The sequence below is a fragment of the Delftia sp. HK171 genome, from assembly GCF_001886655.1.
Lineage (GTDB): Bacteria > Pseudomonadota > Gammaproteobacteria > Burkholderiales > Burkholderiaceae_C > Comamonas > Comamonas acidovorans.
Genome location: NZ_CP018101.1, coordinates 6,334,759 through 6,357,123, shown reverse-complemented (window position 1 = coordinate 6,357,123; position 22,365 = coordinate 6,334,759). Strand labels below are relative to the sequence as shown.

14 protein-coding genes and 1 pseudogene are annotated in these 22,365 nt (G+C 66.0%); 2 read left to right on the top strand and 13 right to left on the bottom strand.

Annotation, left to right across the window (positions count from 1 at the left end; translation table 11 throughout):
• Position 1: 1 nt before the first annotated feature.
• Positions 2-1,180 carry an MFS transporter gene (locus tag BO996_RS28370; protein WP_063328538.1) on the bottom strand — a complete coding sequence of 393 codons (1,179 nt, stop codon included), beginning with the start codon at positions 1,178-1,180 and terminating at the stop codon, positions 2-4.
• 129 nt (positions 1,181-1,309) lie between these two features.
• On the opposite strand from BO996_RS28370, the gene BO996_RS28365 reads away from it, so the two are divergent.
• Positions 1,310-2,275, top strand: coding sequence for a LysR family transcriptional regulator (locus BO996_RS28365; protein ID WP_071956974.1), 966 nt, complete (start codon positions 1,310-1,312; stop codon positions 2,273-2,275).
• Positions 2,276-2,297: 22 nt separating this feature from the next.
• Here the strand turns inward: BO996_RS28365 and BO996_RS28360 are convergent, their stop codons facing one another.
• The 3 genes from BO996_RS28360 to BO996_RS28350 all read right to left on the bottom strand — a co-directional run bounded on the left by BO996_RS28360 (position 2,298) and on the right by BO996_RS28350 (position 6,368).
• On the bottom strand, positions 2,298-3,158 hold the full coding sequence (locus BO996_RS28360) for a hypothetical protein (protein ID WP_063328536.1): 861 nt from the start codon (positions 3,156-3,158) through the stop codon (positions 2,298-2,300).
• Between the two features lie 180 nt (positions 3,159-3,338).
• On the bottom strand, positions 3,339-4,667 hold the full coding sequence (locus BO996_RS28355; protein WP_047218440.1) for an MFS transporter: 1,329 nt from the start codon (positions 4,665-4,667) through the stop codon (positions 3,339-3,341).
• A gap of 48 nt (positions 4,668-4,715) precedes the next feature.
• Positions 4,716-6,368 (bottom strand): GMC family oxidoreductase, encoded by a 1,653-nt coding sequence (locus tag BO996_RS28350; protein WP_071956973.1) that lies wholly within the window; start codon positions 6,366-6,368, stop codon positions 4,716-4,718.
• Positions 6,369-6,533: 165 nt separating this feature from the next.
• On the opposite strand from BO996_RS28350, the gene BO996_RS28345 reads away from it, so the two are divergent.
• Positions 6,534-7,334: an IclR family transcriptional regulator gene (locus BO996_RS28345; RefSeq protein ID WP_012207743.1), complete on the top strand. Its 801-nt coding sequence runs from the start codon at positions 6,534-6,536 to the stop codon at positions 7,332-7,334.
• Positions 7,335-7,642: 308 nt separating this feature from the next.
• Here BO996_RS28345 and BO996_RS28340 read toward each other — a convergent pair.
• From BO996_RS28340 to BO996_RS28295, 9 genes and pseudogenes are all read right to left on the bottom strand, one after another.
• Positions 7,643-8,928 (bottom strand): annotated as a pseudogene (locus BO996_RS28340) (TRAP transporter large permease).
• A 19-nt stretch (positions 8,929-8,947) separates the two neighbouring features.
• Positions 8,948-9,463 carry a TRAP transporter small permease gene (locus BO996_RS28335; protein WP_043820239.1) on the bottom strand — a complete coding sequence of 172 codons (516 nt, stop codon included), beginning with the start codon at positions 9,461-9,463 and terminating at the stop codon, positions 8,948-8,950.
• 150 nt (positions 9,464-9,613) lie between these two features.
• On the bottom strand, positions 9,614-10,600 hold the full coding sequence (locus tag BO996_RS28330; protein ID WP_071956972.1) for a TRAP transporter substrate-binding protein: 987 nt from the start codon (positions 10,598-10,600) through the stop codon (positions 9,614-9,616).
• A 232-nt stretch (positions 10,601-10,832) separates the two neighbouring features.
• Positions 10,833-11,165 carry a helix-turn-helix domain-containing protein gene (locus tag BO996_RS28325; protein WP_013800421.1) on the bottom strand — a complete coding sequence of 111 codons (333 nt, stop codon included), beginning with the start codon at positions 11,163-11,165 and terminating at the stop codon, positions 10,833-10,835.
• Positions 11,162-11,506, bottom strand: coding sequence for a type II toxin-antitoxin system RelE/ParE family toxin (locus BO996_RS28320; RefSeq protein WP_013800422.1), 345 nt, complete (start codon positions 11,504-11,506; stop codon positions 11,162-11,164). The genes BO996_RS28325 and BO996_RS28320 overlap by 4 nt, the downstream gene beginning before the upstream one ends.
• A gap of 152 nt (positions 11,507-11,658) precedes the next feature.
• Positions 11,659-13,161, bottom strand: coding sequence for a sodium/proline symporter PutP (gene putP, locus BO996_RS28315; protein WP_071956971.1), 1,503 nt, complete (start codon positions 13,159-13,161; stop codon positions 11,659-11,661).
• 78 nt (positions 13,162-13,239) lie between these two features.
• Positions 13,240-17,277, bottom strand: a complete 4,038-nt coding sequence (putA, locus tag BO996_RS28310) for a trifunctional transcriptional regulator/proline dehydrogenase/L-glutamate gamma-semialdehyde dehydrogenase (protein WP_071956970.1) — start codon at positions 17,275-17,277, stop codon at positions 13,240-13,242.
• Positions 17,278-17,477: 200 nt separating this feature from the next.
• Positions 17,478-18,500: a fimbrial protein gene (locus BO996_RS28305; protein WP_232240435.1), complete on the bottom strand. Its 1,023-nt coding sequence runs from the start codon at positions 18,498-18,500 to the stop codon at positions 17,478-17,480.
• A gap of 659 nt (positions 18,501-19,159) precedes the next feature.
• Positions 19,160-22,252, bottom strand: coding sequence for a fimbria/pilus outer membrane usher protein (locus BO996_RS28295; protein ID WP_071956969.1), 3,093 nt, complete (start codon positions 22,250-22,252; stop codon positions 19,160-19,162).
• Positions 22,253-22,365: the final 113 nt, after the last annotated feature.

The following is a 22,365-nucleotide window of genomic DNA, read 5'->3' as shown; positions in this document are numbered from 1 at the left end:
CTCAGGCGCAGGCCACGCCTGCGCTGCGTGCGGAGCCTGCGGACAGGCGGCTGCTCCAGAAGACCAGCACCAGGCCCACGGCCGTCAGCGCGGCGGCGGCCCAGCCCAGGTTGACCAGGCCCAGGCCACCGGCCAGGGCCAGGCCGCCAACCCAGGCACCCAGGGCATTGCCCAGGTTGAAGGCCGCAATGTTCAGGCTGGAGACCAGGTTGGCGCCCTGGGGGCCGGCCTGGTCCAGCACGCGCATCTGCATGGGGGCCACCGTGGCGAAGGCCACGACGCCCAGCACGATCACATAGGCCATGGCCACGGCCTGGTTCCCGAAGGCCCAGCGGCCTGCCGCCAGCACCACCATCAGCGCCGCAATGCTCCACACCAGGGCGCGCATCACGCCCCGGTCGGCCAGCTTGCCGCCCAGCAGATTGCCTGCGGCCAGGCCCGCGCCAAACAGCAGCAGGGTCAGTGCCACCAGGCTGTCGCCCATGCGGGTCACCTGGGTCAGCAGCGGCTCCACATAGGTGTAGAGCGCAAACACGCCTGCAAAGCCGAAGGCCGTGATGCCCAGGCCCAGCCAGACCTGGCCGTTGGCCAGCACGGCCAGCTCCTGCGCCAGCGGCGTGACTTCGGGGCGGCCCTGGTCGCGCGGGACGAAGGCGGCCAGGATGGCAAAGGCCAGCACGCCGATCGCGGCCACGGCCAGGAAGGCGCTACGCCAGCCGAACATCTGGCCGATCCAGGCGCCGGCAGGCACGCCCAGCAGGGTGGCCAGAGTCAAGCCCGAGAACATCAGCGCAATCGCCGACGCCTTCTTGTCCACCGGCACCAGTCCCGTGGCCACCACGGCGCCCACGCCGAAGAAGGTGCCGTGGGTCAGCGAGGTCAGCACGCGCGCCGACATCAGCCATTCATAGCTGGGCGCGAACGCGGCGGCCAGGTTGCCGGCGATGAAGATCAGCATCAGCGCCAGCAGCAGGCGCTTGCGCGGCCATTGGCGCGTCAGCAGCGTGAGCACGGGCGCGCCCACGGCCACGCCGATGGCGTAGCCCGAAATCAGCGAGCCCGCCGTGGGAATGCTGATGTGAAGATCCTGGCTGACCTGTGTCAGCAGGCCCATGATGATGAATTCCGTGGTGCCGATGCCAAAGGCACCGGCCGCCAGGGCGAGTAGGGAAAGAGGCATGGACGGATTCCTTGTGATCCTTGGTGTGATGTCCATTAATGTCGCACTGCAACATACCTTTGTGTAGATGGAATAATGGAAACGGATCTGTTCCTGTGTGGAATAGATGACCTCTTTTCAGGAGACGCCATGCCCGCACTTGTCCCACCCACGGCCACCGACACAGGCAGCGCCGATGCCAACCGCTTTGCCGAGCTGGAGATGCTGATCCTGGTGGCCGAGCGCGGCAGCCTCTCGGCCGCTGCGCGCCACCTGGGCATCTCGCCCTCGGCCGCCAGCAAGAGCATGTCGCGGCTGGAGGCGCGCCTGGGCGTGCAGCTGCTGCAGCGCAGCACGCGGCGCCTGCATCTCACGCCCGAAGGCTGCCAGCTGTTCGAGCGCGGCAAGCGCGTGCTGGCCGACCTGGAGGAACTGGAGGCCTGCGTGGCCGTGCGCAGCGAACCGCGCGGCCTGGTGCGCATCAACACCAGCTCATCGACCGGAAAAATGCTGCTCGTCCCGCTGGTGCCGCAACTGCTGCAGCGCCATCCCGGGCTGAGCCTGGAACTGAGCTTCACGGACCAGATCGTGGACCTGGTCGAGGCCGGCACCGACATCGCCGTGCGCTGGGGCCAGCTTCCGCCCTCGGACATGGTGGCGCGGCTGCTGGGCCACACGCGGCAGGTCATCCTCGCCTCACCGCAGTACCTGGCCCGCATGGGCAGGCCCCTGCATCCAGACGAGCTGGGCCACCATGTGCGCCTGGGCTGGAGCTACCAGCGCGCCATACCGCACTGGCCATTTCTGGTGGACGGCCAGCGCGTGGCCGTCGATATCGGGGAGGTGGTGCGCGTCAACGACGGCGATGTGATGCGCGAGCTGGCGCTGCATGGCACGGGCCTGGCCCGCCTGTCGCTGTACCACGCCTGGGCCGACGTGCTCGCCGGCCGGCTGGTGCCCGTGCTGGAGGAATTCAACACGGGCGACCTGGAACCCATCCACGCCGTCTACCTGGGCAAGCCCGACCGCCTGCCCCCGCGCACGCGCGCCGTGCTCGACTTCCTGCAGGCGCATGTGGACCTGCGGCATGCGGAGCAGCTGCCGGCGCTGCCCTGAGGGGTGGCCGGCAGCGAGGGCGTCACTCCTGCTCGGCTGGCAGAGGCGCGGCGTTGAATGACAGGTTCTCGATGATGTCGTGCAGCACGGTGGGCACTGGGTCCACGGGTGCATCGGCCGCGTAGACGATGCCTGTGCCCACGCCCTTCGGGTCAAGCAGGCGCTTGACAACCATCACCTGTTCGGGGCGGGTTCCATTGGTGCGGGAACTGCCTTCACCCTCGTTCACGCTGTAGACGAAGTAGTAGGAACGCAGCAACTGGCCAGAGCTGGTGATCTTCACGCACAGCACGCCGCCCGCCAGATTGCCCCGGATCTGGTGTTCACAGCCAAACAGCCGGTCTGCCGTTTCCATCAGGCCATTTCCGTTCGCCGTGGCGGGTGTCTGCAGCTGCATATTCACGACTTCGGAGAAAACGCCTTCGCTGCCGAACGAAGTCAGCGCCCAGATTCCGCGCAGGCTGGATGCCACGGCGGGGTAACCGAAGTTGAAGCGCGAAATCGCCACTTCCTGCTCGCCGGGCAGCGTGATGAAACCCGAAACGCCGCTGGTGAAGCGCATGCTGACCTGGCCCATATTCCGGTCTTCTGTGCCCGACAGAGGGCCGCTGCCCAGATAGCGGCCACCCGTATAGCGCATCAGCGGCGCTGAAAAACGGTTGTTGGTCAAGGCGCCCGACGTCATGTAGAAGCTCGGCTGCCCGCTGGGCTCGTAGGCATACATCTGCATGACCAGGGTGCCGTTCTGTGCATCAAGGGCGAGTCCGCGACCCGGCTTGCCGTTGAGTTCGGAAGTCACGACCCAGGTGCCATTGCTGGGCATGAATGCGTGCGCCAGGCCGCAGCCCAGCAAGATGGCTGCTGCCAATGCTTTCTTGAACATGGTCCCTCTCTGTCTGATTAAGAAAATGCATGGGCATTCTAGCCATCGTCTTTATAAAGAGAAACAGTGCGATGGTTTTGAGTGGTTTTTGCTGGAGTCCGTGAAATGGGTTCGTACGCCGGCAATGTGTTTTCCGGCGTGCGTATTCAACTTTCTTGAAAGCGCCCGAATTCCATCCATTCACAGGCCTGCCCTGGCATTGCCCACGGGCCGAAAGGCGCGGGCACCCTGCCCATCCCTCCCAATCGCCCAGGCACACCAGGCCGATACCGCTCCCGCAAACACCACATACAGGCACACCAGCCATGGGCTGCCACCGGCCGTCTTGACCAGCGCCGTCGCAATGATGGGCGTGATGCCGGACGCGAAAATGCCCGAGAACTGGTAGACGAAGGAAATGCCTGTGTAGCGCACCTTGGCGTCGAACAGGTCGCAGAAGAGGGCGGCTTCGGGACCGTAGACCGCCGCGTAGAGAATGCCGAAGGGCACGACGATGGCGATCCATATCAGCAGCACATTGCCGCCGCTGTGGGCCATGAGCCAGAAGGCCGGGAAGGCCGAGACCGCGGTGATCAGCGATCCCCACAGATACACGCGGCTGCGCCCCATGCGGTCGGACAGGCGGCCGAACAGCGGAATCGTGAAGCACATCACCACGGCGGCGACCATCACGCCGATCAATGCGTCGGTGCGGCTGATCTGCAGGGTGGAGGTCAGGTAGCTGATCGAGAACACGCCGAAGACGTTGAAGAAAACGCCGTCGATATAGCGTGCGCCCATGCCCTTGAGCACATTGCCCGGATAGCGCCGCATCATGTCCATGAAAGGGATGGCCGTTTCCGCATTGCGTGCCTTGACGGCTGCGAATTCGGGCGTCTCCTTCACATGCAGGCGGATGTACATGCCCACGGCCACCATCAGGCCCGAGATCAGGAACGCGACGCGCCAGCCCCAGGCCATGAATTGCTCTTCGGTACACAGCCAGGACAGCAGGGCCACCACGCCCGAGGCCATGAACAGGCCGATGGCCAGGCCCACCTGGGGCAGGGAGGCGTAGAAGCCCCGCTTTTCCTTGGGCGCGTATTCGTAGGCCATGAGCACGGCACCGCCCCATTCGCCGCCCAGGCCTATGCCCTGGGCCACGCGCAACAGCAGCAGCAGGATGGGCGCGGCCACGCCGATCTGCGCATGCGTGGGCAGCAGGCCGATCAGGAAGGTGGACACGCCCATGATCATCAGCGTGACCACCAGGATGCTCTTGCGTCCCACGCGGTCGCCGAAGTGCCCGAAGATCACCCCGCCCAGCGGCCGTGTGACGAAGCCCACGGCAAAGGTGGTGTAGGCCAGCAGCGTGGAGATCAGCGGATCGTCGCTGGGAAAGTACAGCTTGCTGAACACGATGCCGGCGACCACGCCGTACAGGAAGAAGTCATACCACTCGATGGTTGCGCCGATGAGCGCGGAGGTCACCACCTTGCGGATGACCCTGGGATCGGTTGCCGTCGTCATGCTGTCTCCTGGTTGTCTGTCGCATTGCCGGGATGCAGGAACGGGCAGTCATGCGACCTTGAGCTGCCCTGTCTCTCCGTGCCTGTCTTCGCGAACCATGTCGGCGGCCTTCTCGGCCATCATCACCACGGGCGCGTTGGTGTTGCCCGAGACCAGGGTGGGCATGACCGAGCAATCGACCACGCGCAGACCGGCCATGCCGTGCACGCGCAGGCGCGCATCGACCACGGCCAGGGCGTCGCTGCCCATGCGGCAGGTGCCGCTGGGGTGGAAGATGGTGGCGCCGTGGTTGCGGCAGAACTCCAGCAGTTGAGCATCGCTGTGCGCATCGGGGCCGGGCTTGACCTCGCGCTTCACGAAGGGGCGCATGGCCGGCGTGTCGGCAATGGCGCGCGCCGCGCGCACGGCCGCCACGTTGGTGCGGCGGTCCAGGTCGGTGGCCAGGTAGTTGGGCTGGATGGAGGGCGGCTCGAAGGCATCGCGCGAACGGATGCGCAACTGCCCGCGTGACTCGGGCCGCAGCTGGCAGACTGACATGGTGAAGCCCGAGTACGGATGGACCTGCCCCCCTGCCATGTCGGCCGACAGCGTGGAGACGTGGAACTGGATGTCGGGCGTGGCGGCCACGGGCCGGCCCTGCTCGTCCCTGAGCGCACGCATGAAGCAGCCGCCCTGGTTGATGCCCACGGCCAGCGCGCCCGAGCGGAACAGCAGCCATTCCAGCCCCAGCCTGGTCCTGCCCACCCAGGAATTGAGCTGGTCATTGGTGGTGATGGGCTGGCTGCATTCGTAGCCCAGGCGGATCTGAAGATGGTCCTGCAGGTTCTCGCCCACGCCCGGCAGATCGTGCACCACGGGAATCCCCAGGGACTGCGACAGCGCGGCCGGGCCTATGCCCGACAGTTGCAGCAGCTGCGGCGACTGGATGGCGCCTGCCGACAGAATCACCTCGGCCCGCGCCTGGGCCTGGCGCTCCTGCCCGCCTTGCCGGTAGCGGATGCCGGTGGCGCGCCGGCCGCGCAGCACCAGCTGCGTGGCCATGGCGTCGGTCTCTATGCGCAGATTGGGGCGGCGCCGGGCCTCGCCCAGATAGGCCTTGGCCGTGCTGCAGCGCAGGCCCTTGTGGGTGGTGAGCTGGTAGTAGCCTGCGCCCTCCTGGTCGCGGCCGTTGAAGTCCTCGGTGCGGGGCACGCCGACCTGGCCTGCACCGGCAATGAAGGCCTCGATCAGCGGATGCTGTGCGCCGATGTCCGAGACCTTGAGCGGCCCGTCCGCGCCATGGCCCGGGAAGGCGCCGCGCGCATTGCCTTCGGACTTCACAAAGTAGGGCAGCACCTCCTCATACGACCAGCCTGCATTGCCCAGCGCCGCCCAATGGTCGTAGTCCTCGCGCTGGCCGCGCACGTAGATCAGGCCGTTGATCGAACTGCTGCCGCCCAGCGTGCGGCCGCGCGGCCAGTAGATGCGCCGGCCGTTCATGTTGGGGTCCGGGTCGGTCTCGAACTTCCAGTTGTAGACGGGGCTCCACATGGTCTTGCCGTAGCCGATGGGCAGGTGGATCCAGGGCGAGCGGTCCGGCGGGCCGGCCTCCAGCAGCAGCACCCGCGTGGCCGGGTCCTCGGACAGGCGCGCGGCCAGCACGCAGCCGGCAGAGCCTGCTCCCACGATCACGTAGTCATAGCTGTCGATGGGGTCCGGCATGCGGTGGCTCCTTTTGAGTTTCTTTTGAAGGAACTATTTGTTCCTTTGGATGAAACTTATTCGTTGCCGCCGTGGACTGCAACCCCGCGCAAACCCTTGCCGCCTCCTGGCGATCAGGCATGATCGAAAGCGTTTCCGGCCTTCCACACGACACGACACCGCCCCATGCCGCCATCCCTTGCCAGCGCTGCCCCGGACCCCACCCCTGCACGGCAGGACGAAGCGAACTCGGTCTCCGATCGCTCCCTGGCCGTGCTCGATTTCGTGACCCAGGCCGAGGCCCCGCCGGGCCTCATGGACATCGCAGCCGCGCTCAACCTGCCCAAGGCCACGGCCTCGCGCCTGTGCTCCCACCTGGAGGCGCGGCAATGGCTGCTGCGCCATGAGGGTGACCGCAGCTTCTCCCCCGGCCCCAAGCTGCTGAGCCTGGCCGTGCGCGCCCTGCAAGCCGACCCGCGCCAGGCCCTGCGCCATGAGCTGCTGTCCCAGCTGGTGGCCCGTCTGGGCGAGACCTGCAACCTCACCGTGCTGGACGGCACGCGCGTGCGCTACCTGGACCGTGTCGAAACCCACTGGCCGCTGCGCATCCAGCTGGAGGCCGGATCGATGGTGCCCATCCACGCCACGGCCAGCGGCAAGCTGTTCCTGGCCCATATGCCTGCGGCCCGGCGCGCCGCCATTCTGGACAGCGTGGAACTCACCGCCTGCACGGCCAACACGTTGACCACGCCCGAGGCGCTGGCACAGGAGTGCGCGCGCATCGTGCGTGAAGGCCACTCCTGCGACCGCGAGGAATTCATGCGCGGCATGATCGCCGTGGCCGTGCCCGTGCGCGATGCCAAGGGCCAGTGCCGCGCCACGCTGGCCGTGCATGCGCCCGAGGCGCGCATGCCGCTGGCGCAGGCGCTGGAGGGCCTGCCGCACCTGAAGGAAACGGCCCAGCGCATGGCCGGCCTGCTGTTCTGAGGCGCTGGGCACCCCAGAAAAAAGGCCCCCACGCTACCCTTGCTGCGCAAGGTCCGCTGCCCCCCAAGGGGGCCGCTTTTTGCCTTGGGGCGGCCCGGCGGCAAAATAAGGCCCCCACGCTACCCTTGCTGCGCAAGGTCCGCTGCCCCCCCCAGGGGGCCGCTTTTTGCCTTGGGGCGGCCCGGCGGCAAAATAAGGCCCCCACGCTACCCTTGCTGCGCAAGGTCCGCTGCCCCCCCAGGGGGCCGATTTTTGCCTTGGAGCGGCCCGGCGGCAAAAAAAAGGGCCTCACTCGGAGGCCCTTGTCGTCACTGGAAGCCCAGCGTATGCGGCAACCAGGTGGACAGCGCGGGGATGAAGGTCAGCAGGCACAGCACCACGAAGTGGGCCAGCAGGAACAGCGGCATCTCGCGTGTGAGATCGGTGATGGACACGCGCGTGGCCACCGAGGTCACGAACAGCAGCCCGCCCACGGGCGGCGTGATCATGCCCAGCGTCAGGTTCACGATCACCACCATGGCGAAGTGCGTGGGATCGATGCCCAGGCTGAACGCAATGGGCGCCAGGATGGGCACCAGGATCATCACGCCGGGCAGCGGCTCCATGAAGATGCCGAACACCAGCAGCAGGATGTTCACCGCCACCAGGAACAGGGTGGGCGACAGCTCCCAGCTCACGATCAGTTCGGACAGGTACTGCGGAATGCCCTCCACCGTCAGCACCCAGGCAAAGGCCGCCGAAGTCGCCATCACCAGCAGCACCGAGGCCGTCAGCATGGCCGAGCGCGCCGCAATGCCCGGCAGCGCGGACCACTGCAGCGTGCGGTACACCCACTTGCCGCAGACCAGGGCGTAGAACACGGCCACCACCGACGCCTCGGTGGGTGTGAAGATGCCGAAGCGGATGCCCACCACGATGAGCACGATCAGCATCAGCGCGGGAATCGCCTTGAAGCTGTTGATCCACATCGTGCGGCCGTCAGGGCGCGGCTCGGTGGAGCGGTAGTCGCGCTTCCTGCACACCCACCAGTTCACGGCGGCCATGGCCAGCGCGATCAGGATGCCGGGGATGAAGCCGGCCATGAACAGCCCGCCCACCGACACGTTCTCATCCTGCAGCGCGTAGATGATCATGCTCACCGACGGCGGAATGATGGGCCCCACGATGGCCGTGCTGGCCGTCAGCGCCGCCGCGTAGGAGCGTGCATAGCCGGCCTTGTCCATCATCTTGACCATCATCGAGCCGGGGCCGGCCGCATCGGCCAGGGCCGAGCCCGAAATGCCCGAGAACAGCGTCAGCGACAGCACATTGGCATAGCCCAGGCCGCCGCGCAGATGGCCCACGAACTGCGCGGCAAAGCGCAGCAGCACATGCGTGAGCGCGCCGCCCGACATCAGCTCGGCGGCCAGGATGAAGAAGGGCACGGCCATCAGCGGAAAGCTGTCTATGCCCGTGAACATCTCCTTGAACACGATGAGCTGCGGATAGCGGCCCCCACGAAGACGGCCAGCGCGGCGGAGATCGCCAGCGCGAAGGCCACCGGAAAGCCCAGCGTGAGCAGGACGATGATGGCGATGAAAAGCGTGATACCCATGATGTGTCTGCCTGGTGGATCAGATCGACGCGGCTGCGTCGGCATCCATCTCGTCGGATTCGGCGAAGGAGCCATCAGCCACGTAGCCGCGCGCAATGAACAGCAGATGCACCAGCATCAGCACGAAGCCCACGGGCATGGCCGCGTAGACGAAGGAGATCGGAATGTCCGTGGCCGCCGTGGTCTGGAAGCGCGTGGCCCAGACGTACTGCGACGAGGCCACCGCCATCACCGCGCAGAACAGGCCCACGCCCAGCACCACGAGGCGGCGCAGCCACTGCGCCTTGCGCGTGCCCACCGAGCGGTGCAGGTTGTCGATGGCGACATGGCCGCCGAAGCGCAGCACCAGCCCCGCGCCCAGGAAGGTGACCCAGATCATCATGTGCCGGGCCACTTCCTCGGCCCAGACAATGGAGTCGCCCGTGGTGTAGCGCAGCACCACATTGGCAAACACGATGCAGGCCATGGCCAGCAACAGCACGATCAGCAGCCAGCGGTTGCAGGCCACAAGGGCGCGTTCGATTCGGTTGAGCATAGGAGTGGGCGAGAGCAGGAGGGGAGCGGCGCAAGGGCCGGGCTGCCGCCGGATGTCAGATCATCGGCGCGGGCGCCGTGCGGGGCCACAGGTGTTGCCTGCAGCGGGGCGCCCTGCATTGCGGGCCGCAGCCCGCAATGTGTCAGGGGATTACTTGGCGTTGGCGATGGTGTCCAGCGTCTTCTGGCCGAACTTCTTCGCGTATTCCTTGTAGGCCGGCTCCAGCGCGGTGCGGAAGGCGGCCTGGTCCACCTTCTCCACCACCTGCATGCCGTGGCTCTTGGCCTCTTCCACGCCCTTCTTCTCCACCGTGTCCACGAACACGCGCGAAGCGATGGCGCCCGACTTGGCGCCCTGCGTGAAGGCCGCCTTCTGGCTGTCGTTCAGCGTGCCCCAGAACGAGGGCGACACCAGCAGGGCCATGGGCGCGTACACATGGGCCGTCAGCGTCAGGTGCTTTTGCACCTGCCACAGCTTGGCCGAGGCCAGCACCGAGATCGGGTTCTCCTGGCCGTCGATCGTGCCCTGCTGCAGCGCACCGATCACCTCGGGCCAGGACATGGGCGTGGGCGATGCGCCCAGCGTGCGGAAGGCCGTGATGTGCACGGGGTTCTCGGTCACGCGGATCTTCAGGCCCTTGAGATCGGCCACGCCGTTGACGGCGTGCTTGTTGTTGGACAGGTGGCGAAAGCCCTGTTCGCCCCAGGCCAGCGCGACCAGGCCGCGCTTGCTGAACTTGGCCAGCAGCTCCTGGCCGAAGGCGCCGTCCAGCACGGCGCGTGCATGCTGCGTGTCGCGGAACAGGAAGGGAATGTCCACCACGCCCACATCGGGCACGAAGTTGCTGATGGCGCCCGTGGAGACGATGGCCGCCTCCACCGTGCCCAGCTGCAGACCCTCGATCAGCTCGCGCTCGCCGCCCAGGGCGGACGCGGGGAACTGCTTGAACTTGTAGGCGCCGTTCGTGCCCTTTTCCACCGCATCGGCCCAGGCCTGGGCGGCCGCGCCGTAGTGCGAATTCACGGCCAGGGCGTAGCCCACCTTGACCTCCTTGGTCTGGGCCAGTACGGCGCCAGCCGAAGCAACCGCCATGGCGGCCACGCAGGTCGAAAGAAGGGTGCGGCGGATCATTTGCATAGCGGCAGTCTCACTTGTTGTGTGTTGAAAAATGGCCCCCACGCTCCCCTTGCAGGGCAAGGTCCGCGGTCCCCCGCAGGGGGCCGCTTTTCATCCTGGGGCGGCCCGGCGATGAAAAAAAGAGCCCATGGATTGTAGTGACCACTCCCCTTGTGGCGACCACGTACAAAGCGCTCGTCATGTGCGTTGAGGTGCATCTGATTTGGCGATGTCGTGGGCAGCGATCGGCATATCAACCAATGGACAGACGCACCGGCTTTCCCACGCGGCTCAACATTTCAACCAGGGCGTCAATGGTGAACTTTGCAGTCTTTCTGTTCACCACATCCGAGATGCGCGGGCGGGACACCATCAGGATCTCTGCCGCGTCTGACTGCTTCAGGTGATGCTGTGCAATCCATTGCGCCAGCTCCGCCATCAGCTGCTCCTTGAGAAGATGGGTGTCGTTGATCTGCTGGCGCGATGCAGCTTGCAGCTTCAATGCCTCGTCTTCAGGAAAGCCCAGCTCCAGAAAGAGGTTTGCCTTCGCCTTGGTCACATGGCGGATTTCTGTATCGATCTTCATTTGTTGGCCTTTCTCATGTGGACCACGGCACGGTAGCGCGCCGATGCGATGTCCTTGTCGTGCCGGCTTGTCACCTGTGATTTCTTCTGGAAGCAGTGCAAGACATAGACCGCTTCCTCGAACTTGGCCACATACATCACCCGGAACGCTCCGCTGGCGTCCCTCACGCGGATCTCCCGCGTCCCGGCGCCCACGTCGTCGAAGGGTTTCCAGTCCTCCGGTTCCTGGCCTGCCTGAACCTTGCTCAACTGAAAGCCCGCATCTCGCCTGGGGCCTGCGGGAAAGTCCCGCAGATCGTCGTATGAGGATCCGACCCAGCGGATGTCTTTGTCCTGCTCCATGGAAGATCCTTGTATAAAATTTTATACAGGCATGCCGAAGGCGTAAAGCGGCTGTATGGCCTTTCGAGTGCGTGCATCAAAGCAAAAACGCCCGAGGCGCAGGCATCGGGCGTTTTGCGTCATGGCAGGGGTGCCGTCTTCGTGCGCGCGGCTCAGCGTGCCCCGATCCGCTCGAACTCGCTCTCCACCGCCGCATGCGCCTTCAGGATGCTTTGCGAAGGCGCAGGGCCCATGCGGCTGACGACCACCGTGGCCAGCCAGGCCAGGATGAAGCCGGGGATGATCTCGTACAGGCCCAGCCAGCCGAACTGCTTCCACACCAGCACCGTCACGGCGCCGGTGATGATGCCGGCCAGCGCGCCGCCGCGCGTCATGCGGCTCCAGAACAGCGACAGGATGATCACCGGGCCGAAGGCGGCGCCGAAGCCGGCCCAGGCGTAGCTGACCATGCCCAGCACCTTGGAGTCGGGGTTGCTGGCGATGGCGATGGCGATCAAGGCCACCAGCAGCACCATGGCGCGGCCGATCCAGACCAGTTCGATCTGGCTGGCGTTCTTGCGCAGGAAGGTGCGGTAGATGTCCTCGGTCAGCGCGCTGGAGCACACCAGCAGCTGGCACGACAGCGTGCTCATCACGGCCGCCAGGATGGCTGCCAGCAGCGCGCCCGAGATCCAGGGGTTGAACAGCTGCTTGGTGATCTCCATGAACACCGTCTCGGCATTGGCGTTCACGGCGGAGGCGCCACCGGGGTTGGCCGCGAAGTAGGGGATGCCGATGAAGCCCACGGCCACGGCGCCGGCCAGGCACAGGATCATCCAGGTCATGCTGATGCGGCGCGCCGAGGGAATGGTCTGCACCGACGAGGCCGCCATGAAGCGCACCAGGATGTGCGGCTGGCCGAAGTAGCCCAGGCCCCAGGCCAGCAGCGAGACCACGCCCACGAAGCTGGCGCCACGGAACAGGTCGAACTTCTCTGCCGCCACGATGGCGTGCAGGTCCTGGCCCGGCTGCAGATGGCCCTGCACGGCCAGCCAGGCGATCACGGGCGCCAGGATCAGCGCCGTGATCATCATCGAGGCCTGGATGGTGTCCGTCCAGCTCACGGCCAGGAAGCCGCCGATGAACACATAGGCGATGGTGCACAGCGCGCCCACCCACAGGGCCGTGCTGTAGGGCATGCCGAACATGTTCTCGAACAGGCGCGCTCCCGCCACCACGCCCGAGGCGCAGTACAGCGTGAAGAACACCAGGATCACCACGGCCGTCACGATGCGCAGCACGTTGGAGTGATCCTCGAAGCGGTTGGCCAGGTAGTCGGGCAGGGTCAGCGCATTGCCGGCGCGCTCTGTGTACAGGCGCAGCCGCGCCGCCACCAGGCGCCAGTTCAGGTAGGCGCCCAGGATCAGGCCGATGGCGATCCAGGCTTCCGACAGGCCGGACAAGTAGATGGCGCCGGGCAGGCCCATCAGCAGCCAGCCGCTCATGTCCGAGGCGCCGGCCGACAGCGCCGTCACGAAGCTGCCCAGGCTGCGGCCGCCCAGGATGTAGTCGGAAAGATTCTTGGTGCTGAAGTAGCCGATGGCGCCGATGCCGAGCATGGCGACCAGGTAGATGGCGAACATGATCGCCGTCGGGTCGTTCCAGTTGAATTGCATTGAAGTGTCCTGCGTTGGTCGTGTTTTTCGGGTTGTGCGGGGCGCTTGCCAGGGGCCGGTTGTGCCGGCCCCGGCGGTTCAAGCCATGGTCATGAGTTGGGCGTTTCCGCCTGCAGCGGCGGTATTGGTGCTGATGGATTGCTCGTGGAACAGCGCGGCCAGGTCATAGCCGCGGCCCGCATGCAGCTCGTCGCTGTTGCGGCTTTCCACGCGCACCAGGGCACCGTCGCGCGCGGCGACCTGGGCGCAGACCTGCAGCAGGGCGTCGCCGTCGCCCTCGAACAGCAAGGCCGCCATGGGCGCTTGTGCATCAGCCAGCGATTCGGCGCTGGCGCTGTGCAGCCACGACACGCCGGCATCGCCCGCAGCGGCGCGCAGCGCCTGCCAGGTGGCGGCGCAGCCGCTGTCGGCGCCTGTTCCGTTGTCGGGCAGCACGGCATGGCAGGCGTTGCCGCTGGCCAGGGCTGCTGCCACCTGGGCCACCAGGCCCAGCGGCGTGCGCGGCAGTGCCCAGACGGGGCCGCGCGGCAGCAGGCGGTAGCGGTTGGATTCGCCCGTGGGGCCGGGCAGCAGCATGGCGGCGTCAAGGCGCGAGGCGGCCAGGGCCTCGTCGCAGGCGGCGAGGGCCTGCACCTGCTCATCGGCAGACATGTCCTGGGGCGGTGCCTTGGACAGCGTCTCGCGCAGCAGGCCCAGCAATTGCAGCGGTGCCTGGGCGGACGCCTCGGCCCGCGCAAAGACGGACAGCGCCGCGCTGGCCGGCCCCTGGGCCAGTCGGTGCAGGTACAGCGGGCCGCCGGCCTTGGGGCCGGTGCCGGACAGGCCCATGCCGCCAAAGGGCTGCACGCCCACCATGGCGCCGATCACATTGCGGTTCACATAGATGTTGCCCGCATGCACGCGCTGGGTGAGGTGGGCAATGGTCTCGTCGATGCGGCTGTGCACGCCGAAGGTCAGGCCGTAGCCGGTGGCGTTGATGCCATCGACCAGCGCGTCCAGCTGCTCGCGCTTGAAGCGGATCACATGCAGCACGGGGCCGAAGACCTCGCGCTGCAGGCGCGTGGTGCTGTCGATCTCGATGAGGGCCGGTGCCACGTAGTGGCCATTGAGCACGCCGTCCTTGCGTTCCACGCGGGTGACCTTCTGGCCCGCTGCGGCCATCTGCTCTATGTGCTGCTCGATCTGGCGGCGCGCCGCGTCGTCGATCACGGGGCCCACATCGGTGCTCAGGCGGTCGGGGTTGCCCAGGTTCCACTCCTGCAGCGCATCGCGCAGCATGGTCAGCGTGCGGTCGGCCACCTCGTCCTGCAGGCACAGCAGGCGCAGGGCAGAGCAGCGCTGGCCGGCCGAATCGAAGGCCGAGGCCAGCACATCGGCCACCACCTGCTCGGCCAGGGCCGAGGAGTCCACCACCATGGCGTTCTGGCCGCCGGTCTCGGCAATCAGCGGAATGGTGCGGCCCGCAGGCGACAGGCGGCGGGACAGCTGGCGTGCAATCAGGCGCGCCACCTCGGTGGAACCCGTGAACATCACGCCCGCCACCTGGGCATGGGCCACCAGGGCTGCGCCCACGGTCTCGCCCGTGCCCGGCACCAGCTGCAGCGCGTCGCGCGGCACGCCAGCCTCGTGCAGCAGGGCCACCATGGCGGCGGCCGTCAGCGGTGTCTGCTCGGCAGGCTTGGCCAGCACCGTGTTGCCGGCGGCCAGGGCCGCAGCCACCTGTCCGCAGAAGATGGCCAGCGGGAAGTTCCAGGGACTGATGGCCAGCACCACGCCCAGAGGGCGCTGCGCGGCGTTGTCGAAATGCGCGGCCGCCTGGGCGCCGTAGTAGCGCAGGAAGTCCACGGCCTCGCGGACCTCGGCCACGGCGTTGGAAAGGGTCTTGCCTGCCTCCCGCATGATCAGGCCCATCAGCGGCTGGCTGCGTTGCTCCAGCAGGTCGGCGGCGCGGGCCAGCGCGTCGGCGCGCGCGGCGGGCGGTGTGCCGGCCCAGATGGGCGCGGCCTGCGCGGCGCGCGCGGCGGCGGCTTCGGCCTCGGCCGCCGTGGCCTCGCGCACCCAGCCCACGATGTCGGACAGCTCGGCCGGGTTGCGCATGGGCTGCCAGCCTTCGGTACGCGCCGGGTCGGCCGGCAGGTCGGCATCCGCGGGGGCGGCCAGATAGGTCTGGCGCGTGCTGTGCAGCAGCGCGGCGGCCAGCGAGGCCAGTTGCTGCTCGTGCGCCAGGTTCAGGCCCTGGGAGTTGGCGCGGGCCTGCCCTGGCTTGTCTCCCTGCTGCGCGAACAGATCTGCCGGCAGCGCAATGCGCGGGTGGGGGGCGCCCAGCCGGCCTTCGTTGCGCGCGATCTTCATCACCTCGTCCACCGGGTCGGCCACCAGGTCGGAGACCGGCACGGAGGCATCGCCGATGCGGTTCACGAACGAGGTATTGGCACCGTTCTCCAGCAGGCGGCGCACCAGATAGGCCAGCAGCGTCTCATGGCTGCCCACGGGCGCATAGATGCGGCAGGGGCGGGCCAGCTTGCCTTCGGAGGCCGGGCCCGTTACCTGTGCGTACAGCGGCTCGCCCATGCCGTGCAGGCACTGGAACTCGTACTGGCCGCTGTAGTAGCTGCCGCCCACGGCCTGGGCCAGGTGGTAGATGCTGGCCAGGGTCTGCGCGTTGTGCGTGGCGAACTGGGGGTAGATGGCATCGGGCGCATCCAGCAGCTTGCGCGCGCAGGCCAGGTAGCTCACATCGGTATAGACCTTGCGCGTATAGACCGGGTAGCCGGCCTGGCCGCCTTCCTGGGCGCGCTTGATCTCGCTGTCCCAGTAGGCGCCCTTGACCAGGCGCACCATCAGGCGGCGGCGGCTGCGGCGGGCCAGGTCCACCAGGTAGTCCAGCACCTGCGGGCAGCGCTTCTGGTAGGCCTGGACCACAAAGCCTATGCCGTTCCAGCCCTTGAGCGAGGGCGCGGCACACAAGGCCTCCAGCAGGTCCAGCGACAGCTCCAGCCGGTCGGCCTCTTCGGCGTCGATGTTCATGCCGATGTCGTACTGCTTGGCCAGCTCGGCCAGCTGCAGCACGCGCGGCAGCAGCTCGGCCATCACGCGCTCGTACTGCGCGCGGCTGTAGCGCGGGTGCAGGGCCGACAGCTTGATGGAGATGCCCGGCCCCTCGAAGATGCCGCGCCCGTTGGAGGCCGCACCGATCGCGTGGATGGCCTGCTCGTAGGCCTGCAGGTAGCGCTGTGCGTCGGAATCGGTGGCGGCCGCCTCGCCCAGCATGTCGTAGCTGTAGCGAAAGCCCTGTTTTTCATAGGCGCGGCTGTTGGCCAGCGCCTCGGCAATGTCCTGGCCCGTCACGAACTGCTCGCCCATCAGCTTCATGGCGCGGTGCACGCCCTGGCGGATCAGCGGCTCGCCGCCCTTGCCGATCACGCGCGTCAGCGCCGACGACAGGTTCTTTTCGCTGCTCGTGGACGTGAGCTTGCCCGTCAGCACCAGGCCCCAGGCCGCCGCGTTCACGAACAGCGAGGGCGAACGGCCCACATGGGCGCGCCAGTCGCCCTTGCTGATCTTGTCGCGGATCAGCGCATCGCGCGTGGCACGGTCGGGAATGCGCAGCAGCGCCTCGGCCAGGCACATCAGCGCCACGCCTTCCTGGCTGGACAGCGAGAACTCCTGCACCAGCGCCGCCACGCCGCTGCCGGCCGGCGCATCGCGCAGCCCCTGCACCAGCCGGGTCGCCAGCTCGCGCACCTTGTCGGCCTGCTGGGCATCCTGGGCGCGTGCCAGCGGCAGCAGCACCGGCAGGCACTCGGGCTCGGGCCGGTGCCAGGCGGCCGTGATGGCAGCGCGCAACGGCGTCTGCGGCAGGATGGATTGGGCGAATTCCAGAAAGGGTTGCACCTCTTGGCCAGCGTTGGGTTGTGCCTCTTCGATCGCGACATCGCCAGGGCTGTCGCCTGCGCCTGCAAGCCGGATGGTGGTTGCGCCGCGCTCCAGCGCATCGACGTACTGGACGACGGCCTGTTTGATCAGCCAGTGCGGTGTGCGACCCATCTGCTGGGCTGCGACGCGGATGCGCTCGCGCAAGGCGTCGTCGACTTTGATGCCTACGGTGGTGGACATAATGGATTGGAAAGGGAAAGTGCTTTTTCGATGACTGGGGTGCAACCGGATTCGGCGTGATTTCACATGGGTTGCACCTTTTTTGATAGGGGGTAAACCCTTTATATTTACTCAGGCAAGCTGGGTCCCATGGAGCCCGTCCAGGCGGGCCGCTCTCACGGCTTCCCGGGTCGTCCTGCGGATGGCTCCAGCGCCTGCGCTTACTGGTAATGGATGGTGAACTCTGCGGAAGCGTTGGCGCTGCCGGGTACAACCCGGTCTTCCGTCTGCACGTAGCGTCCCTGCAGCGGAATCGAGAACGCCGTCTGCCCTTGGGGAACGTCGCCCGCCAACCATCGGCTGGTGTCGTCCGCCTCTGCGCCGAACCGCACCGGCTTGCCGTTGCTGAGGATTTGCGCGGCAATGCCTCGTGCCGTGGAGGTCCTGTCCAGCGTGAGGTTGGAGGACGTGTTGTTGCGGTCGGTCACATCGGTCAGTGTCACGTACACCTGCGTTGCGGTCCCTGTATCGCCGCCCGAGCAGTCCAGCTGAATGTTCTGTTCCTCGCTGCTGGCGCTGGTGGCTCCAACGCCACCGGACGACCTCATGAGCACGGCGCCCATGTCGAACCTTATTTCTTTCACCCTGACCTTGCAGGTAGGAACGCGGGGACGAATGACGACCGGGCCCGCGAAACGAAAATCGACCAGCAATTGTCCGGTCGCATCATTGGCACGGGATTGAGCGAATGAGCCAGATAATGTGCCCCCACTGGAGATGGGGCCCGTTTTGATTAATTCGATATCATAATAAAAGCTCGCTTCATTCCAATTGCCACTTGTCTTTGGAACTGTTGAGTAGACCAAAAAAGGGAACGGAATTGTGAAGGCGCTTAATTTTAACTTGATATTCTTGATGGTTCCAGGGGCTGCATAAAGACCATTTTCATGAGGGCCGATGCCAGTGAGGTAGTCTTCTATTCCAGGAACACATTCAAACTGTGGTTTCTTGGATTCTGGGATTTTATTGGTAAGTTTCAACGGGCCGCTGTATTTGTAGATGGTGCTTCCAATGTCGTAGTCACCAGGTGCGAATTCGGGAACTGTCATGCCGGAGAGTTCGGCCGTAAAGTACGGCAAGCCGTCGCTGGTGTTCAATTTGCACAAGGCCCATGTTGAAGGGGTAGTCAAGGCCCAAGTCAATGGAATAAATGAACTTTTGAGGATGCGAAGTGCATTTTTCACGGAGTTTCCTTTCGAGCATCGGGTAAGGTCTGCCCAATGCAAGCATGAACGTTGGTTCCCCAAAGGCTCAGAAGTATCAGACCGTGCTACTGATAGCTCATCGTGAATGTGGCCGCACCATTGGCCTTGCCCGGCGTCACCTGGGGAGCGGTGTTCAGATGGCGGGCCTTCAAGGGAATATCCAGTTTGCCTTGCCAGAATACGGCGCTGCCTGCAAACCACTGGTTGGTATTGCCTACGGCTCTGCGAAGTGGTGCCCACGGGCGTGGAAGACGAAAAATGCACATTTCCCAAAAGAAGATTGATAGGGGGCGGATACGCGGCAGGTGAGCACCTGAGGGGTAATTCTTAATGGTGTGCTTATTTGAAAATAGACCAAGAGTTGGCCAGAATTGCTGCCGGCACGGTATTGCATATTGAACCGCTCATTTTTCAATCTGCTGCGCAGCCGAGCCGCCGGTTGCAGCCGTCAAACGGCAAGCAGGCGTGGCAGCACGAGCCAATGACTGCAAGAGTGCGTTGTGTACGGTAGGGCCGCGCAGTGCTGCGTGCCGCTGGCGCGTAAAAGGGCACTATCGAAATGCTTGTCGGTTGCCGCACCATGTGGCGTTTCCTGGGCTAGCGCGAACCCTCTTTTGGGAAGAGGGTTCGCCTCAGATTCAGGTCTTGTCAGCCGCCTTCAAGGCGCTGATCTTCAGGCTGGGCTGCAGGATGGCCAGCGGACGGTCAGCCCGCAGGGTTTGCTGCGGCGGCTTGTGCTTGCCGGTGCCTGCGTCGTGCCCTGCCGCCACGGGAGTTCTGCCCGTGTTGCTGGTGACTGGCACCGTGGTGGGCAAGGCGCTGATCTTGACGCTCATGCGCAGGCCGTCCAGGTTGCGCTCCAGCTTCAGTGCCTGCTGGCTGTCGCTCGGCTGTGTGGCACGAGCGGGCAGCACTGCCGCCGCAGTGACTGCCGGGGCGCTGGCGACTACCGTGGCCGGTGCCGTTGCTGCCGTACGTTCCTGGGTCATGCCGGCCAGAGCCACGGCCGACGCAGCGTTGGAGGCCGGGGCGCCTGCCACGGCTGTCTTGGTATTGGTGGTTGCGGTTGAGGTTGCCGCGGTCTTGCCCGGCTTGGCCGATGCCACGTCGGTGGCCGCAGGCAGCAGCTTGTTGCTGGCCACACAGGGCAGTTCCAGGCTTTGCGGCGGCTGGTAGGTGGTGCTGCGCTTTCTTTCAGGCAGGGTATAGGAGAGGTTGCAGCCCACCATGCCGGTGTCTGTCTTCCACTGCACCTGCAGCTCGCCCTGGTCAGACAGTCCGCGCGCCAGCAGCTTGCCGGCCTGGCCGATCACGCCCAATTCCTTGCCGTCCATGTCCAGCACGCTGGCGCCAAAGGGCACAGGCATGTTGCCTGCCTGCCGCGCGCGGATCACGGCCGAGCGACCATAGGCTGTCTTGAACACCAGCAGTGGCACGGCGCCGGCCAGCGGCGCGACGTGCTGGCTGGTTTCCTTGAGTTCCACGTCCGTCGACAGGCCCTTGGGATCGATGGAGACCTCGTTCATCGAGAACGGCGTCAGATACGGGACGACGGCATAGCCCCGGCTGTCCACCTTCACGCCGGGCGCGTTGTTGATGCGCGCGCCTTCCGCGTTCTTGGCCTCCACGATGGCAAAGGTGTCAGATACCGATTGCGACAGCGTCACGCCGCCCGGGTGGGCCACGATGGCGCCACGCGCGCCTACCGAGAACTGCTGGTAGCCGCTGCTGGCGCTGACGCTGCCGCTGAGTTCGGTCTGCGATGCGCGGTAGGTGGCGTTGGCGCTGGCACTGGTGCTGCTGCCATTCATGCCACCGGTGTTGTGGTTGGCGCTGAGGCCGTAGGAGATGGCGTTGTCGTCGCCCAGCAGCCCGGACAGGTTGGCCTGGGCCTGCACGCGGCCGCGCGAGTCGCGGTTGGTATTGGTGGAGAGCATCATGCCGCGCTCCATGCTGAGCGGAATCGACAGGCCCACGTGCAGGAACGTGTTGGACTGTCCCCAGGCATCACGCTGGCGCGCCGCAGAGAGGTTGTAGGAGATGTTGCGGAACGAGTTGCTGTAGCCAATGGCGTAGTCGACGTTGGAGCCCTGGCGGTTCCAGTACTTGGCAGTGGACGCCGTGAGGCTGAGACTGCCTCCCCCGGGGCCAAACTGCTGGCCCATGACCAGAGAGGCGCGGTTGCGAGGCCGGTACAGGTCCGTGGAGGGCCGTAGCAGATTGGCCTGATCCCGTGCGCGCATGGCGTCGTTGAGGCCGAAGAATCCGTTGGTGGAGTAGCGATAGGCGGCAATGGCCACGTGGGTGCCGGTCTGCGCAAAGGACTTGGCGTAGCTGGCACGCAAGCTCTGTCCGGAAAAGGAGCCGTCATTGGGAATGCTGGTGGAGGCGTGCGTGATGTCTGCACCAAAGGCACCCCAGGGCGTGGTGAGCGCCGCGCCAATCATGGGCGAGATATGGCCCTTTGCCACGGACACACCGCCGTAGCCGGTCAGCATGTTGGTGAAGCCGTGCTGCCAGGTCGCCTGCGAGAACAGCGGTGAGGTATTGGGCAGGTGGCGCACCACGCCCGCCGTGAGGCTGTAGCGGTCCTGCCCCTCGCGCAGCGACAGCGGCACGGCCGCGTAGGGCACGGCAAAGCTGCGCACGGCGCCATTGGCCTCGGTAATGCTGACTTGCAGGTCGCCACCGTAGCCCGTGGGGTAGAGGTCGTTGATGACGAAGGCGCCGGGCGCCACCGTGGTTTCGTAGAGCTTGATGCCGTTCTGCGTGATGGTGACTCGGGCATTGGTGTTGGCCACGCCGCGCACCACGGGCGCGTAGCCGCGCTGGGAGTCGGGCAGCATGCGGTCGTCACTGTTCAAGCGTATGCCGCGAAACGAGGTGGAGTCCATCAGGTCGCCACCCGTGTAGGTGTCGCCCAGTATGAGCTGGGAAGACCAGTCGGCAATGTCGCGCTGTGCGTAGGTGGAGATGTTCTGGTAGTTGCCCCGTCCAGTGTCCGCCCAGCTGAAGGAGCCGTTGTGCCGGAAATGCCAGCGGTCGATGTTGACGCCGCCGTTCAGGCCCAGGTAGCTCTGCGTGGTGTTTTCTGCGTTGCTGGAGCGCCCGTGGTAGGTGTTGAACTGGTAGCCGAGCAGGCCGACAGGCACGCCGGCGCTCCATTGGTCGGGGCTGACATAGCCGCGCACCGAGCGGCGCAGCGAGGCCTGGGGCACGCTCAGGTCCAGTCGCTGCTTGCCGAAATCGAAACTGGTCAAGGCGCCTGCAACGATCTGGTCCAGACGGTTGCAGCCACCGTCGGCCACCAGCTTCAAGGCGGCCTCGGGCGGCAGGCGCGAGAGGTCGATGCCCACCTTCTCCAGCAGTGCTTTGTCCAGGCAGGGCAGCGCGTCCTGCGAACCGGCGAGTGCCTTGAACTGCACTTCGCTGCGGCCAACCCAGTTGCCGTTGATGTAGATGTCTGGGTTGTAGCTGCCTGCCGTGACCACGTTGGCGCGCGAGTAGCGCGAGACGTCAATGGTCTGCCTGCCGGTGTTCAGAAAGCTGGGGTCGAAGTCGACGGCAGCCGGCGTGGGCTGCCACTGGCCGGTGGACGTGGAGGTCGTGACTTCCTTGACCTGCTGGCCCTGCTGGGCCTCGGACTGCCAGCACACCAGCACGGAGAGCAGCAGCGCATGGCCGGGCTTCAGTTGGAAATATCCGGCAGGGCCCTGGCCTGGCCCCGGCATTGTTCCTTTTCCTTGCCTTGTATGCCGGCTTTTGATTCCCTTTTCTGAATCTGGAAAGACTGGCCTGATCATTTGCTTATCTCCTAATGCTGTGCGCCCGATGCAAAGCGAAC

Excerpts from the sequence above, each read along its gene's own strand:
- BO996_RS28370 (WP_063328538.1), bottom strand. The coding sequence starts at position 1,180 with ATGCCTCTTTCCCTACTCGCCCTGGCGGCCGGTGCCTTTGGCATCGGC.
- BO996_RS28365 (WP_071956974.1), top strand. The coding sequence starts at position 1,310 with ATGCCCGCACTTGTCCCACCCACGGCCACCGACACAGGCAGCGCCGAT.
- BO996_RS28360 (WP_063328536.1), bottom strand. The coding sequence starts at position 3,158 with ATGTTCAAGAAAGCATTGGCAGCAGCCATCTTGCTGGGCTGCGGCCTG.
- BO996_RS28355 (WP_047218440.1), bottom strand. The coding sequence starts at position 4,667 with ATGACGACGGCAACCGATCCCAGGGTCATCCGCAAGGTGGTGACCTCC.
- BO996_RS28350 (WP_071956973.1), bottom strand. The coding sequence starts at position 6,368 with ATGCCGGACCCCATCGACAGCTATGACTACGTGATCGTGGGAGCAGGC.
- BO996_RS28345 (WP_012207743.1), top strand. The coding sequence starts at position 6,534 with ATGCCGCCATCCCTTGCCAGCGCTGCCCCGGACCCCACCCCTGCACGG.
- BO996_RS28335 (WP_043820239.1), bottom strand. The coding sequence starts at position 9,463 with ATGCTCAACCGAATCGAACGCGCCCTTGTGGCCTGCAACCGCTGGCTG.
- BO996_RS28330 (WP_071956972.1), bottom strand. The coding sequence starts at position 10,600 with ATGCAAATGATCCGCCGCACCCTTCTTTCGACCTGCGTGGCCGCCATG.
- BO996_RS28325 (WP_013800421.1), bottom strand. The coding sequence starts at position 11,165 with ATGAAGATCGATACAGAAATCCGCCATGTGACCAAGGCGAAGGCAAAC.
- BO996_RS28320 (WP_013800422.1), bottom strand. The coding sequence starts at position 11,506 with ATGGAGCAGGACAAAGACATCCGCTGGGTCGGATCCTCATACGACGAT.
- putP (WP_071956971.1), bottom strand. The coding sequence starts at position 13,161 with ATGCAATTCAACTGGAACGACCCGACGGCGATCATGTTCGCCATCTAC.
- putA (WP_071956970.1), bottom strand. The coding sequence starts at position 17,277 with ATGTCCACCACCGTAGGCATCAAAGTCGACGACGCCTTGCGCGAGCGC.
- BO996_RS28295 (WP_071956969.1), bottom strand. The coding sequence starts at position 22,252 with ATGCCGGGGCCAGGCCAGGGCCCTGCCGGATATTTCCAACTGAAGCCC.